This is a genomic window from Pseudomonas anatoliensis, assembly GCF_017976235.1.
GTDB lineage: Bacteria > Pseudomonadota > Gammaproteobacteria > Pseudomonadales > Pseudomonadaceae > Aquipseudomonas > Aquipseudomonas anatoliensis.
This window is the reverse complement of record NZ_JACVHC010000008.1, coordinates 190,656-203,419: the sequence shown is the minus strand read 5'-3', so window position 1 is coordinate 203,419 and position 12,764 is coordinate 190,656. Positions and strand designations below refer to the sequence as shown.

The window sequence follows — 12,764 nt, the reverse complement described above, 5'->3', positions numbered from 1 at the left end:
AGGCGACCAGACGTTTCAATGAGTGGTCAGACCTGCAGCGTTCATGAACATGCGCATCAGGCTCGCAACGATAAACAGTGCGCCGACGCTACCAATCCAGATCATGGCCAACCAGCCGAGCCGCTGCCACAGCGGCTTTTTTTCGGCTTCTTTAATGTCGTGCAGGGAATGTTTGCCAGTCATTGCATCGATCCTCAGTCAGAACGATGGCGCCGCAGCCGACGCCATCGGCGGAACGCCACCCGGAACAAGTCCGCTCCCACAGCTTTAGTGATAACCGTCTTCATGGGTAACCTTGCCGCGGAACACGTAGTAGCTCCAGAAGGTGTAACCCAGGATGAACGGGATGATGAACAGCGTGCCGACCAGCATGAAGCCCTGACTTTGCGGCGGTGCGGCAGCGTCCCAGATCGAGATCGACGGCGGCACGATATTCGGCCACAGACTGATGCCCAGACCACTGTAGCCGAGGAAAATCAGCACCAGCGTCAGCAGGAACGGCATGTAGTTGGCGTTACGCGCCACGGCGCGGATCAAGCCATACATCGTCACCAGCACCAGAATCGGCACCGGCATGAACCAGAACAGGTTAGGCATGCTGAACCAGCGCGTCGCGATGTCCGGATGGGCCAGCGGCGTCCAGATACTGACAATACCGATCACCGCCAACAGCACGAATGCCAGTGGTCGAGCGAGGTTATGCATCTGCTCCTGGAGCTTGCCTTCGGTCTTCATGATCAGCCACGTACAGCCGAGCAACGCGTAAGCCACCACCAGTGCCGCGCCGCAGAACATCGTGAACGGTGTCAGCCAATCCAGCGATCCGCCGGCAAATTGCCGATTGACCACCGGCAACCCATCGATGAACGCCCCGAGCGCGACCCCCTGAAAGAACGTCGCGGCCACCGAGCCACCGATGAATGCCTTGTCCCACAGATGGCGCTTGTCGTCTTTGGCCTTGAAACGAAACTCGAACGCCACTCCGCGGAAAATCAAGCCGATCAGCATGAAGATCAGCGGCAGGTACAACGCCGATAACACCACCGAGTACGCCAGCGGGAAAGCGCCAAACAGCGCCGCGCCGCCGAGCACCAGCCAGGTTTCGTTGCCGTCCCAGACAGGGGCGACGGTGTTCATCATTACGTCACGGTCGACCTTGCCCGGAATGAACGGGAAGAGGATCCCGATCCCGAGGTCGAAGCCGTCCATGACCACGTACATCATGATGCCGAAGATGATGATCACGGCCCAGATCAGCGGAAGATCAATACCCATGAGTCAAATCTCCTTGTTCAGGGTGACGTCGTCGCCGTGGTCGGCATCGGACGAATCGTCGGCTGCGGACAACGGACGGGCCGGTGTGCGTTTCTTGCCAGGCCCACCTTCCGGTGTTTCCTCGCCCTCGCTGATCTTCGGCCCCTTACGCACCAGGCGCATCATGTAGCCGAGACCGGCACCGAACAGCGCGAAATACACCACCACAAACATGATCAGCGTGATGCTCATCTGCGCGAAGCTGTGATTGGAAGACGCATCCGCCGTGCGCATCAACCCGTAAACCACCCACGGCTGGCGGCCGATTTCAGTGGTAAACCAGCCTGCAAGGATCGCAATCAGACCGGACGGCCCCATCCACAGCGCCAGATAAAGAAACGGACGCGAGGTGTAGAGCGTGTCGCGCTTGCGCAGCCACAGGCTCCACAGGCCGGTGAAAATCATCAGGAATCCAAGGCCGACCATGATCCGGAACGACCAGAACACGATGGTCGAATTCGGCCGGTCTTCGGGCGGGAAGTCCTTGAGCGCAGGTACTTGCTTATCCAGCGAGTGCGTGAGAATCAGGCTGCCGAGATACGGAATCTCCACGGCAAATTTGGTTCTCTCTTCCTTCATGTCCGGCCAGCCGAACAGGATCAGTGGTGTCGCTTCGTCACCCTTGTTTTCCCAGTGGCCTTCGATCGCGGCGATTTTTGCCGGTTGATGCTTGAGGGTATTGAGACCGTGGAAATCACCGATGACAGCCTGGATCGGCGCAACAATCAGTGCCATCCACATCGCCATCGACAGCATGGTGCGGATCGCCGGGTTGTCCTTGCCGCGCAGCAAGTGCCAGGCCGCTGACGAGCCGACGAAAAATGCCGTCGCAACAAACGCCGCAGTCGCCATGTGCATCAGGCGGTAAGGGAAAGACGGGTTGAAGATGATTGCAAACCAGTCGGTTGGGATCACCTGACCGTTGATGATTTCGAAGCCTTGCGGCGTCTGCATCCAGCTGTTGGAGGCCAGAATCCAGAAGGTCGAGATCAACGTACCGATCGCCACCATCACCGTGGAGAAGAAGTGCAAGCCGCGGCCGACCTTGTTCCAGCCGAACAGCATCACGCCAAGGAAACCGGCTTCAAGGAAGAATGCCGTGAGCACTTCATACGTCAGCAAAGGCCCGGTGACGGCACCGGCGAAGTCCGAAAAACGGCTCCAGTTGGTGCCGAACTGATAGGCCATGACCAGCCCGGAAACCACGCCCATGCCGAAGTTGACGGCAAAGATCTTCGACCAGAAATGGTAGAGGTCACGGTAGGTGTCGTTATGAGTTTTCAGCCACAGGCCTTCGAGCACCGCGAGGTAACTCGCCAGACCGATGGTGATGGCCGGGAACAGGATGTGGAACGAGATGGTGAACGCGAATTGAATTCGGGCGAGATCGAGTGCCTCTAAACCGAACATATGGCTTCCTCTGTCAGGTAATACCGGCTGCGGACCCGGAGGCCTGCACCCACTGCCCCCACGGATATGGAGTGCGGCGAATTCTGATTCGTTCTTTTTAAACACATCGCGACGCAGGGAGTCTGGCCAACTGGCCACCGGATCAATTCCGTTTGAGGTCTTGATCTGGATCAAGCAACGTTGAAAGAGTAGTCCCATTTGCGACGAACAACCGCGTGGCCGTTTGCCGCGTGACAAGTTGCCTCATTGCCTGATCGAACACCTGAACCGGTTTTTTTGATGAGTGCAGTTCCCTGTGGCGAGGGGATTTATCCCCGTTGGGCAGCGAAGCGGCCCCGAATCCATTCAACACGTCTCTTCAATAGAATCGCGTCGCCGAATTTGCGACTGCTGCGCAGCCGAACGGGGCGGTGCGACGTTTCGCTAAATCCCCTCGCCACAGGGTTGATTCGCGTTCATAGGAAAATCGATGTCTGCCTAACTAATTTTTTTGTCATAGCAACTTCCTGTTACAGACTGGTGATAATCTCGCAATTCCCTCCGAGCCAGACCTGCCTTCAGATGCCCAGCCAAGAGCCCCTGCTGTTACGTCATCATCGCCCCTTCCTTGCGTTCTGGTTTGCACGGATTTTCACGGCCAGCGGCTTTCAGATGCTCACCGTGGCCATCGGCTGGAACCTCTATCAACTGACCGGCAACGTCCTCGATCTGGGACTGGTCGGGCTGGTCGAATTCGCCCCGCGCCTGCTGTTCATGCTGCACACCGGGCACGTCGCCGATCGCTACGACCGGCGCAAGGTCGCTGCCATCTGCCAGTCGTTGCAGGCGTTGATCGCTCTGGCGCTGGCCATTGGCAGCGCCACTGATCACGTCACCCGGGAGATGATCTTCATCCTCGCCTTCCTGCTCGGCGCAGCGCGCTCGTTCGAGATGCCGACCACTCAGGCGCTGTTGCCGAGCATCGTGCCCAGTGCGCTGTTCCCGCGGGCCGTCGCGGCGGCGCAATCGGCGCAACAATCGGCAACCATCGTTGCCCCGGCGCTCGGCGGTCTGCTCTATGCGTTCGGCAGCGTCTGGGTCTATGGCCCGACCGTGCTGCTGTATGTGATTGCCTGCACGTTGATGCTCAACCTGCCGGCCCGTCAGACACCGTTGAACAAAGGCAAAGCCACGCTGGACTCACTGCTGGCAGGGATTCGCTTCATCCGCAGCCGCCCGGACATTCTCGGGGCGATTTCGCTGGATCTGTTCGCGGTGCTGCTCGGTGGCGCCACTGCGCTGCTGCCGGTATTCGCCAAGGATATTTTGCTGACCGGGCCGTGGGGTCTTGGTTTGCTGCGCTCGGCGCCGGCAGTCGGCGCGCTGGGGATGTCGCTGTTCCTGGCAAGATTTGCCGTAGAGCGCAATGTCGGCCGGGTGATGTTCACCGCTGTCGGGATCTTCGGCGTCGCGACCATTGCCTTCGGCCTGTCGACTTCGTTCTGGTTCTCGCTGGCGGTGCTGGTGGTGCTCGGCGCGGCAGACATGATCAGCATGGTGATCCGCGCCTCCTTCGTGCAACTGGAAACCCCGGACGAAATGCGCGGCCGGGTCAGCGCGGTCAACGGCCTGTTCATTGGCGCCTCGAACCAGTTGGGCGAATTCGAATCCGGCGTCACCGCCCACTGGTTCGGCACCGTGCCGGCGGTGGTCATGGGCGGGATTGGCACGCTGGTGGTGACGGGGACGTGGATCAAACTGTTCCCGACACTGGCCAACCGCGACCGGATGCATGTGCCGGTGGAAGAGGTGAAGGTTTGAAGCTATTCAAACCACCAACTCCCCCGCCACTTTCACCCGTAACGCCTTGCCGCCCAGTTGCTCGACCAGCGTCAGTGCAAACTCCAGCGCGGCGCCAGAGCCCTGGGCGGTGATGCAGTTGCCGTCGACGACCACGGGTTGATCAACAAACGTACAACCCGACAATTGATGGCTGGCGCTCGGCAGGCAGGTCATGCGTCGCTGGCGTAAAACACCGAAGGCTTGCAGGGCGACGGCCGGGGTTTCGGCGATGGCGGCGAACAGGCGTCCGGCGCTGGCCTGATCCTTGAGCAGTTGTTGCAGTGGTTGATGCGCCGCCAGGTGTTGCGAACCGACGGCACCGCCGGGCAGGACGATCAGGTCAAAGGTCTGCGCCAGCACATCGACCAACATGCCGTCAGCGGTCAGGCGTGTGCCGCGGGCGCAGGTCAACATGCGCCGGCCTTCGATGCTGGCCGCCAGCACTTCGATGCCGGCGCGGCGCAGTACGTCGATCAGGGTCACGCTGTGCAGATCATCGATGCCCTCGGCGAGGGTAATCAGGGCTCTAAAGGTCATGGGCGCTTTCCGCTGGGTGATCTTCAAAGCGTAGTCAGCTTCGCCCGGATCGCGCAGCAACAGCCGTTACTTGATGTAAAGCTGCGTCGACATCGTATTGCGCGGAGCGTTGATCGAGGTGTTGCTGAAGGTGAAGGTGCCTTCCTGCTTGCCCGCCAGATCGAAGGTATAAAGAGAGCCGACGGTTTTGCTGCCGGGCGTACATTCAGTCAGATTGCCGGTATCAAAGGCACAGACCGGGGCCCGGGTGCCATTCACTTCAAAACCGTCGAGCGTGGCCTGCGGCTGGTTCTGGCCATAACCGACTTCCAGCACGTAGACCTTGATACTCGCGCCGTTGTGATTGCACTGGGTTTGCGCCTGACCATCGGCGATGTCTTCAAGGCCGCAGGCCGAAGATTGCACCTTGATCACTTTGACTTGCGACAAGGGCGGCGCCGAGGCGGCCCACACTGCCGACGTCCCGGCCATCAGGCCTGCGATCAATCCAAACGCTGTAAACCGGCACTTGCTCATGCTTCCCCCATCACCAAAAAACTGCGCGCAGTATGGCGCAGTTGACCACAGCGCAAAACTTCGCCGACGATCGACACCAACATCCGCCATATTCCTCACGCTGCTGGTATGATGCGCGGCTTTTTCCGGCCCACCATAATTTCCCAGGCGCTTGCTACGGTCTGTGCTTTGCTGTTGAGGTCGATACATTCACGGCGCCACGCGCGCCACGGGGAGCGGACATGCTGGAAAGGCTGTTTCAACTCAAGGCACACAACACCAACGTGCGGACCGAGATTCTGGCGGGCATCACGACTTTCCTGGCCATGGCCTACATTCTGTTCGTCAACCCGAGCATTCTCGGCGAGACCGGCATGGACAAGGGCGCGGTGTTCGTCGCCACGTGCCTGGCCGCGGCCATTGGCTCGACGGTCATGGGCCTGATCGCCAACTACCCGATCGCCCTCGCACCGGGCATGGGTCTGAACGCCTTTTTCACCTATACCGTCGTCCTGCACATGGGCCACACCTGGCAAGTCGCGCTGGGTGCGGTGTTCATTTCCGCGGTGCTGTTCTTCCTGTTGTCGATCTTCCGCATCCGCGAATGGATCATCAACAGCATCCCGCTGCCCCTGCGTTCGGCAATTGCTGCCGGTATCGGCCTGTTCCTGGCGCTGATCGCCTTGCACAACGCCGGCATCGTGGTCAGCAACCCGGCGACCATGGTCGGCCTCGGTGACTTGAAACAACCTGCGCCAATCCTCGCCACCCTCGGCTTCGCCCTGATTGTTGCTCTCGAAGCGCTGAAAGTGCGCGGCGCGGTGCTGATCGGCATTCTGGCAGTGACCATCACCTCGATCGCCATGGGCTTCACCCCGTTCGGCGGCGTGACCTCGTTGCCTCCTTCGCTGGCGCCGACCTTCCTGCAACTGGACATCAAAGGCGCGTTGGACATCGGTCTGGTCAGCGTGATCTTCGCGTTCCTGTTCGTCGACCTGTTCGACAACTCCGGCACCCTGATCGGCGTTGCCAAGCGTGCCGGCCTGATGGGCAAGGACGGCCACATGCCGAAAATGGGGCGCGCACTGATCGCCGACAGCACCGCGGCCATGGCCGGTTCGCTGCTGGGCACGTCGACCACCACCAGCTACATCGAATCCGCGGCTGGCGTGAGTGCTGGCGGCCGTACCGGTCTGACGGCCATCGTCGTGGCGATTCTGTTTCTGCTGGCGTTGTTCTTCTCGCCACTGGCGGCCAGCGTTCCGGCGTTCGCCACTGCACCGGCGCTGCTGTTCGTCGCCGTGTTGATGACTTCGGGCCTGGCGGAAATAGACTGGGATGACATCACCGTCGCCGCGCCTGTCGTTGTGACTGCGCTGGCCATGCCATTCACTTACTCGATCGCCAACGGCATCGCGTTTGGCTTCATCTCCTGGACCGCGATCAAGCTGCTGTCGGGCCGCGCTCGTGAGCTGAACCCGGCGCTGGTGATTCTGTCGATTCTGTTCGTGATCAAGTTGGGTTGGTTCAACGCATGACTTTCGATTCCAAAGCTTACGCCGAACAACTGGAAGCCAAGGTCACGCGCCTGCGTGATCTGCTGGCGCCGTTCGATGCACCCGAGCCGACCGTGTTCGACTCGCCGCTTGCGAACTTCCGCCTGCGTGCCGAATTCCGTCTGTGGCGCGAGGGCGGTGAGCGGCATTACGCAATGTTCTCCCAGGACGACAAGCGCACGCCGATCCTCATTGAAGAATTCCCGATTGCCAGCCTGCGCATCAACCAGTTGATGCCGCAATTGAAGGCTGCGTGGCAGGCGAGTTCGGCGTTGAGTCATAAGCTGTTCCAGGTGGAGTTCCTGACCACACTGGCCGGCGACGCAATGATCACCCTGTGCTACCACCGTCCGCTGGACGAGCATTGGCACGCGGCGGCGACCCGGTTGTCGGCGGATCTGGGCGTCAGCATCATTGGTCGCTCCAAGGGCAAACGCGAAGTCATCGGCCAGGATTATGTGGTCGAGCAACTTGAAGTCGGCGGCCGCACCTTCAGCTACCGCCAGCCGGAAGGCGCGTTCACCCAGCCTAACGGCACGGTGAACCAGAAGATGTTGAACTGGGCTTACGAAGCGCTGGGCGATCGCACTGACGATCTGCTGGAGCTGTATTGCGGCAACGGCAACTTCACCCTGCCGCTGGCGACTCGCGTGCGTAAAGTACTGGCCACCGAAATCAGCAAGACGTCGGTCAACGCCGCGTTGAGCAACCTCAGCGAAAACGCTGTGGATAACGTCACGCTGGTACGTTTGTCCGCCGAAGAGCTGACCGAAGCGCTCAACGAAGTCCGTCCGTTCCGTCGCCTGCACGGTATCGACCTGAAAAGCTACGAGTTCGGTAGCGTATTCGTCGATCCACCGCGCGCCGGCATGGACCCGGACACCTGCGAACTGACCCGGCGTTTCGACAACATCCTGTACATCTCCTGCAACCCGGAAACCCTGGCGGCCAACATCGCCCAGTTGCACGACACGCACCGCATCACCCAGTGCGCGTTGTTCGACCAGTTCCCGTGGACGCATCACATGGAATCGGGTGTGCTGCTGACCCGGCGCTGATTGCAGATGCTGGATACAAGAAAGCCGTCGTGATGACGGCTTTTTTGTGGGTGCCTTAAAAGATCGCAGCCTTCGGCAGCTCCTACAGGGGGAGTGCGTTCCAAATGTAGGAGCTGCCGAAGGCTGCGATCTTTTGATCTGTGCGATCACCGAACAAAAAACCCAAAGCAACCAAGCGTTCAATTGACCCGTGTAACCATCTAGTACATTTTAGCTCCACAGGCTGAAACCCTCGGCCAAAGCCAAAAACAATAAGTGGAGTTTCCTCTCATGCCCCCTATCGTTCTGGTGCTTAACGGCCCGAACCTGAATCTGCTCGGCACCCGTGAGCCGGCGACTTACGGCCACGAAACCCTCGCAGACATCTCTGCCCTGTGCGGTCGTGCCGGTGAGGAGTTCGGCCTGACCGTGGAGTTTCGCCAGACCAATCACGAAGGCGAATTGCTCGACTGGATTCACGCCGCCCGTGGCCGTTGCGCCGGGATCGTGATCAATCCGGCGGCCTGGACGCACACCTCAGTGGCGATTCGTGATGCATTGGTGGCCAGCGAATTGCCAGTGATCGAAGTGCACCTGTCCAACGTCCACGCACGCGAGGCGTTCCGTCACCACTCCTTCGTTTCCGCCATCGCCACGGCAGTGATGTGCGGGTTTGGCAGCCATGGCTATCGTCTGGCCCTGGAACATTTCAGCCAGCGGCTGAAGGGATGCGCGGCATGATTCGCAAAAACGTAATACTGGCCGGGCTGATCGGCGCCGGCATTCAGGCCTCGCGCACGCCTGCGCTGCATGAGCACGAAGGCGACGCACAGGGCCTGCGTTATCTGTACCGGTTGATCGACCTCGACCAACTGCACATGGATAGCAGCGCCCTCCCCGACTTGTTACTGGCTGCCGAGCGGATGAACTACACCGGTTTGAACATCACCTTCCCGTGCAAGCAAGCGATCATCCCGCTGCTCGACGAACTGTCTGACGAAGCGCGCGGCATCGGCGCGGTGAATACCGTGGTGCTGAAGGATGGCAAACGTGTCGGCCACAACACCGATTGCCTCGGGTTTGCCGAGGGTTTTCGCCGTGGTTTAAAGGACGCTGCCCGCGAGCGCGTCGTTCAGATGGGTGCCGGTGGCGCTGGCGCGGCAGTGGCCCACGCGCTGTTGAGCGAAGGCGTACAGCAACTGAGTATTTTCGATGTCGACCGTGACCGTGCCGAGAGTCTGGCAAATAACCTGAATCAGCATTTTGGTCCGGGTCGCGCGGTAGCTGGTCACGACTTGCCAAGCACACTGAATCAGGCTGACGGCCTGGTGAATACCACGCCAATGGGCATGGCCAAACTGCCGGGTATGCCGGTGCCGGTCGAGCTGTTGCGCAAGGAATTGTGGGTGGCGGAAATCGTCTATTTTCCGCTGGAAACCGAGTTATTGCGCAACGCACGCGCATTGGGCTGCCGGACACTGGATGGCGGCAATATGGCGGTGTTTCAAGCGGTGAAGGCGTTTGAGTTGTTCAGCGGCGTGGTGCCGGATGCGCAGCGGATGCTGGCGCATTTTCAAAGCATGGACAATTAAAGATCAAAAGATCGCAGCCTTCGGCAGCTCCTACAAAACCTGTAGGAGCTGCCGAAGGCTGCGATCTTTTGATTTGTCAGGCTTGCAGATAGCGCAACACCGAATCGCAAATCATCTCGCGATGACGCTGCTTGATGCTTTCGTCCGGCAGATCAATCTGAAAAATCTCACTGAACGTGTGGCGGTTCGACACGCGATAGAAGCAGAACGAGCTGATCAACAAATGCACATCCAGCGCATCGAGCCCGGCGCGGAATACTCCCTCCTCGGCACCCCGGCGCAGAATCTCGCCCAGTGAATCGAGGATGGTGTTGTTCATCGCCTTGATCGCGTCGGATCGCTTCACGAACTCGGCGTTGTGGATGTTTTCGATGCACACGATGCGCACGAAATCGACGTTGCGGTCGTGATGATCGAAGGTGAACTCGACCAGCCGCCGAATCGCCACCACTGGCGGCAATTCAGCCAGGTGCAGACGGTTTTCCGTGTTACGGATGTCGCCGTAAAGTTTTTCCAGCACCTCGACGTACAACTGCTCTTTGCTGCCGAAGTAGTAGTAGATCATGCGTTTAGAGGTGTGGATGCGCTCGGCAATCGCGTCGACGCGGGCACCGGACAATCCCTGCTGGACGAACTCGACGATCGCCTCCTGCAAGATGTTCTCACGGGTCTTTTCCGGGTTGTTCTTGCGACTTTTGCGCGGCTCTGCGGCGGACTCGACGGGGGCTGCGGAAAGTTCTGAATTTATTGTCATTGCGGGCTCACGGCCATCACTGCACAGGCTGGCGATTATGGGCCGAGCCGCACAGTGAAGGAAGCCGCGCGACCCGTGTTTAATCCCGCGTTTACGAATTACCTACAACTTCGCCTGACGCACCGCGCCACTGCGTGATTTGGCCATTGCGGCCAAACGCACCGCAACGTTCGCCGCACCATACCCGGCATAGCCATTTTTACGCTGGATGATCTCGAAGAAGAAGCGCCCCTCAAACGGCTCGGTGTAGACGTGAAACAGCTCGCCACCCTGCGCATCGCGGTCATACAGCACGTTGTAATACGCCAGCTCACTGAGGAATTCGTCGTCGAAATCAAAACGCGCGGCGAGATCGTCGTAATAGTTGAGCGGGATATCCAGCAACGGGACACCCGCCTCCTTGGCACGACTGACTTCGGCGAAGATGTCATCACAATCGAAGGCGATGTGATGCACACCGGAACCGCGATAGCTCGACAGTGCGTGGGAAATCGCCGTGTTGCGGTTCTCGGAAATATTCAGCGGCAATCGGATCGAGCTGTCGCGACTGCGCAGCGCACGGCTCTTCACCAGACCATACGGGTCGGGCAGGACCACCTCGTCGTCGGCCTCGAAATCCAGCAGGCTTTTATAGAACAGCACCCAACTGTCGAGGCTGTCCGCCGGCAGTGCCATGGCCATGTGATCGATGCGCTTGAGGCCGCCACGTCCCGGTGTGTCGGGCAGCAGATTGAAGTCGGTGCCGTAGACATCCGCCTGTTCATCCACCAGATAAATCAGGCTGCCGTCCGGCGCGCGTACCGCCGCCAATTCCAGCTCGTTCGGCCCGACCAACCCGCGATAGGGCTGACCTTTATAAGCAACGGCACGGGCCAGCGCACTGGCGCTGTCCTTGACCCGTACTGCGGTGGCGCACAGCGATGGACCGTGGGCCTCGAAGAAACTGTGCGCAAACGAGTACGGTTCAGAGTTGAGGATCAGGTTGATATCACCTTGACGCAGCAGGCTCACGCTTTTGGAGCGGTGCTGCCCGGCCTTGACGAAACCCAGGCGTTCCAGCCAGTTCGATAGCTTGGCGCCGAGGCTTTCGTCGACGGCGAACTCAAGAAACTCGACGCCGTTGTACTCGCTGGCCTTGGGCGTTTCGAAGAGAATTTCGCGATTGGCAACGGGGGTCGCGTCCTGCTCCAGGCGCAGCCGAGTCTTCTCCTCCAGGTACAGCAATGAACGCAAACCGTCGGCCGCGTTAGCCCGTGGCGGCGCGGCACGGAAACCATCGTTGAAGATTTCCAGCGACAGCGGCCCGGTGTAACCGCTCTGGATGATCGGCGCAAGAAACCCTGGCAGATCGAATTCGCCCTGCCCGGGGAAGCAGCGGAAATGTCGGCTCCACTCCAGCACATCCATCGCCAGAATCGGCGCATCAGCCATTTGCACGAAAAAGATCTTGTCGCCGGGTATGTTGGCGATGGCAGACGGATCGCCTTTCAGCGACAAGGTATGGAAGCTGTCGAGCAATACGCCAAGGCTTGGGTGGTCGGCCTGACGCACGATATCCCAGACCTGTTGATAAGTGTTTACGTGTCGGCCCCACGCCAGCGCTTCATAACCGATGCGTAAACCGCGTGCCCCGGCGCGCTCCGCCAGAAGCCGCAGGTCATCTATCAGAATCTGCTGATCGCCAACGCTGTCGGCCGAGGCGTTACTGCACACCAGCACCAGGTCGGTACCCAGTTCCTGCATCAGATCGAACTTGCGTTCCGCCCGCTCCAGATTGCGCGCCAGCCGATCGCGGCGGCAGCCTTCGAAATCCCGGAACGGCTGGAACAGGGTGATGGCGATGCCGAGATCGGCGCACATCTGTTTAATTTCCCGCGGGCTGCCGTCGTAGTACAGGAGGTCGTTTTCGAAAATCTCCACCCCGTCGAACCCGGCGGCGGCGATGGCTTCGAGTTTTTCCGGCAGGGTGCCGCTCAAGGAAACCGTGGCAATGGAACGCTGCATGTTTCTACTCCCGGACTGCGCCGCTTTATCTTTACTGTAGGAGCTGCCGAAGGCTGCGATCGTTTGATCTTGATTCCCAAAACAGCAAAATCAAAAGATCGCAGCCTTCGGCAGCTCCTACACGAGATGGTTTTTATCGTGGTGAAATTATTGGCTGCATCACCTCGCGCAGCAATTTAAAGTGTACTACCCGGTTAGTTTTGCGGGCGATTATCGAACACAATGGCGGTTTGACGAATTGACG

The 12,764-nt window shown here is 59.5% G+C and carries 12 protein-coding genes; 5 read left to right on the top strand and 7 right to left on the bottom strand.

Annotated elements, in window-relative coordinates:
* Window positions 1-15: 15 nt before the first annotated feature.
* From ICA16_RS24670 to ICA16_RS24660, 3 genes are all read right to left on the bottom strand, one after another.
* Window positions 16-183: a DUF2474 domain-containing protein gene (locus tag ICA16_RS24670; protein ID WP_080896061.1), complete on the bottom strand. Its 168-nt coding sequence runs from the start codon at window positions 181-183 to the stop codon at window positions 16-18.
* An 84-nt stretch (window positions 184-267) separates the two neighbouring features.
* Entirely contained in the window at window positions 268-1,275 is a 1,008-nt protein-coding gene (gene cydB / locus ICA16_RS24665) for a cytochrome d ubiquinol oxidase subunit II (protein ID WP_150602171.1), read from the bottom strand.
* Window positions 1,276-1,278: 3 nt separating this feature from the next.
* Complete coding sequence (locus tag ICA16_RS24660; protein WP_150617345.1) at window positions 1,279-2,724, bottom strand: cytochrome ubiquinol oxidase subunit I; 1,446 nt, start codon at window positions 2,722-2,724, stop codon at window positions 1,279-1,281.
* A 561-nt stretch (window positions 2,725-3,285) separates the two neighbouring features.
* On the opposite strand from ICA16_RS24660, the gene ICA16_RS24655 reads away from it, so the two are divergent.
* The gene (locus ICA16_RS24655) at window positions 3,286-4,524 is read left to right on the top strand and encodes an MFS transporter (RefSeq protein ID WP_150617344.1); all 1,239 of its coding nucleotides are present in this window, start codon (window positions 3,286-3,288) and stop codon (window positions 4,522-4,524) included.
* A 6-nt stretch (window positions 4,525-4,530) separates the two neighbouring features.
* Here ICA16_RS24655 and ICA16_RS24650 read toward each other — a convergent pair whose 3' ends face one another.
* Together ICA16_RS24650 and ICA16_RS24645 are read right to left on the bottom strand one after the other, a co-directional pair.
* The gene (locus ICA16_RS24650; protein ID WP_210701837.1) at window positions 4,531-5,082 is read right to left on the bottom strand and encodes a DJ-1 family glyoxalase III; all 552 of its coding nucleotides are present in this window, start codon (window positions 5,080-5,082) and stop codon (window positions 4,531-4,533) included.
* A 66-nt stretch (window positions 5,083-5,148) separates the two neighbouring features.
* On the bottom strand, window positions 5,149-5,553 hold the full coding sequence (locus ICA16_RS24645) for a DUF4879 domain-containing protein (protein WP_224450917.1): 405 nt from the start codon (window positions 5,551-5,553) through the stop codon (window positions 5,149-5,151).
* A 266-nt stretch (window positions 5,554-5,819) separates the two neighbouring features.
* On the opposite strand from ICA16_RS24645, the gene ICA16_RS24640 reads away from it, so the two are divergent.
* The 4 genes from ICA16_RS24640 to ICA16_RS24625 all read left to right on the top strand — a co-directional run bounded on the left by ICA16_RS24640 (window position 5,820) and on the right by ICA16_RS24625 (window position 9,762).
* Complete coding sequence (locus tag ICA16_RS24640; RefSeq protein WP_150602166.1) at window positions 5,820-7,115, top strand: NCS2 family permease; 1,296 nt, start codon at window positions 5,820-5,822, stop codon at window positions 7,113-7,115.
* Complete coding sequence (gene trmA / locus ICA16_RS24635; RefSeq protein ID WP_210701836.1) at window positions 7,112-8,191, top strand: tRNA (uridine(54)-C5)-methyltransferase TrmA; 1,080 nt, start codon at window positions 7,112-7,114, stop codon at window positions 8,189-8,191. Before ICA16_RS24640 ends, trmA begins: the two co-directional genes overlap by 4 nt.
* Before the next feature lie 270 nt (window positions 8,192-8,461).
* Window positions 8,462-8,911: a type II 3-dehydroquinate dehydratase gene (aroQ, locus tag ICA16_RS24630; RefSeq protein ID WP_042561186.1), complete on the top strand. Its 450-nt coding sequence runs from the start codon at window positions 8,462-8,464 to the stop codon at window positions 8,909-8,911.
* On the top strand, window positions 8,908-9,762 hold the full coding sequence (locus ICA16_RS24625; RefSeq protein WP_210701835.1) for a shikimate dehydrogenase: 855 nt from the start codon (window positions 8,908-8,910) through the stop codon (window positions 9,760-9,762). The genes aroQ and ICA16_RS24625 overlap by 4 nt, the downstream gene beginning before the upstream one ends.
* A gap of 76 nt (window positions 9,763-9,838) precedes the next feature.
* On the opposite strand, the gene ICA16_RS24620 is transcribed toward ICA16_RS24625, so the two are convergent.
* The gene (locus tag ICA16_RS24620; protein ID WP_150617337.1) at window positions 9,839-10,516 is read right to left on the bottom strand and encodes a TetR/AcrR family transcriptional regulator; all 678 of its coding nucleotides are present in this window, start codon (window positions 10,514-10,516) and stop codon (window positions 9,839-9,841) included.
* 102 nt (window positions 10,517-10,618) lie between these two features.
* Complete coding sequence (gene quiC, locus ICA16_RS24615) at window positions 10,619-12,520, bottom strand: 3-dehydroshikimate dehydratase QuiC (protein WP_210701834.1); 1,902 nt, start codon at window positions 12,518-12,520, stop codon at window positions 10,619-10,621.
* Between the last annotated feature and the right edge of the window lie 244 nt (window positions 12,521-12,764).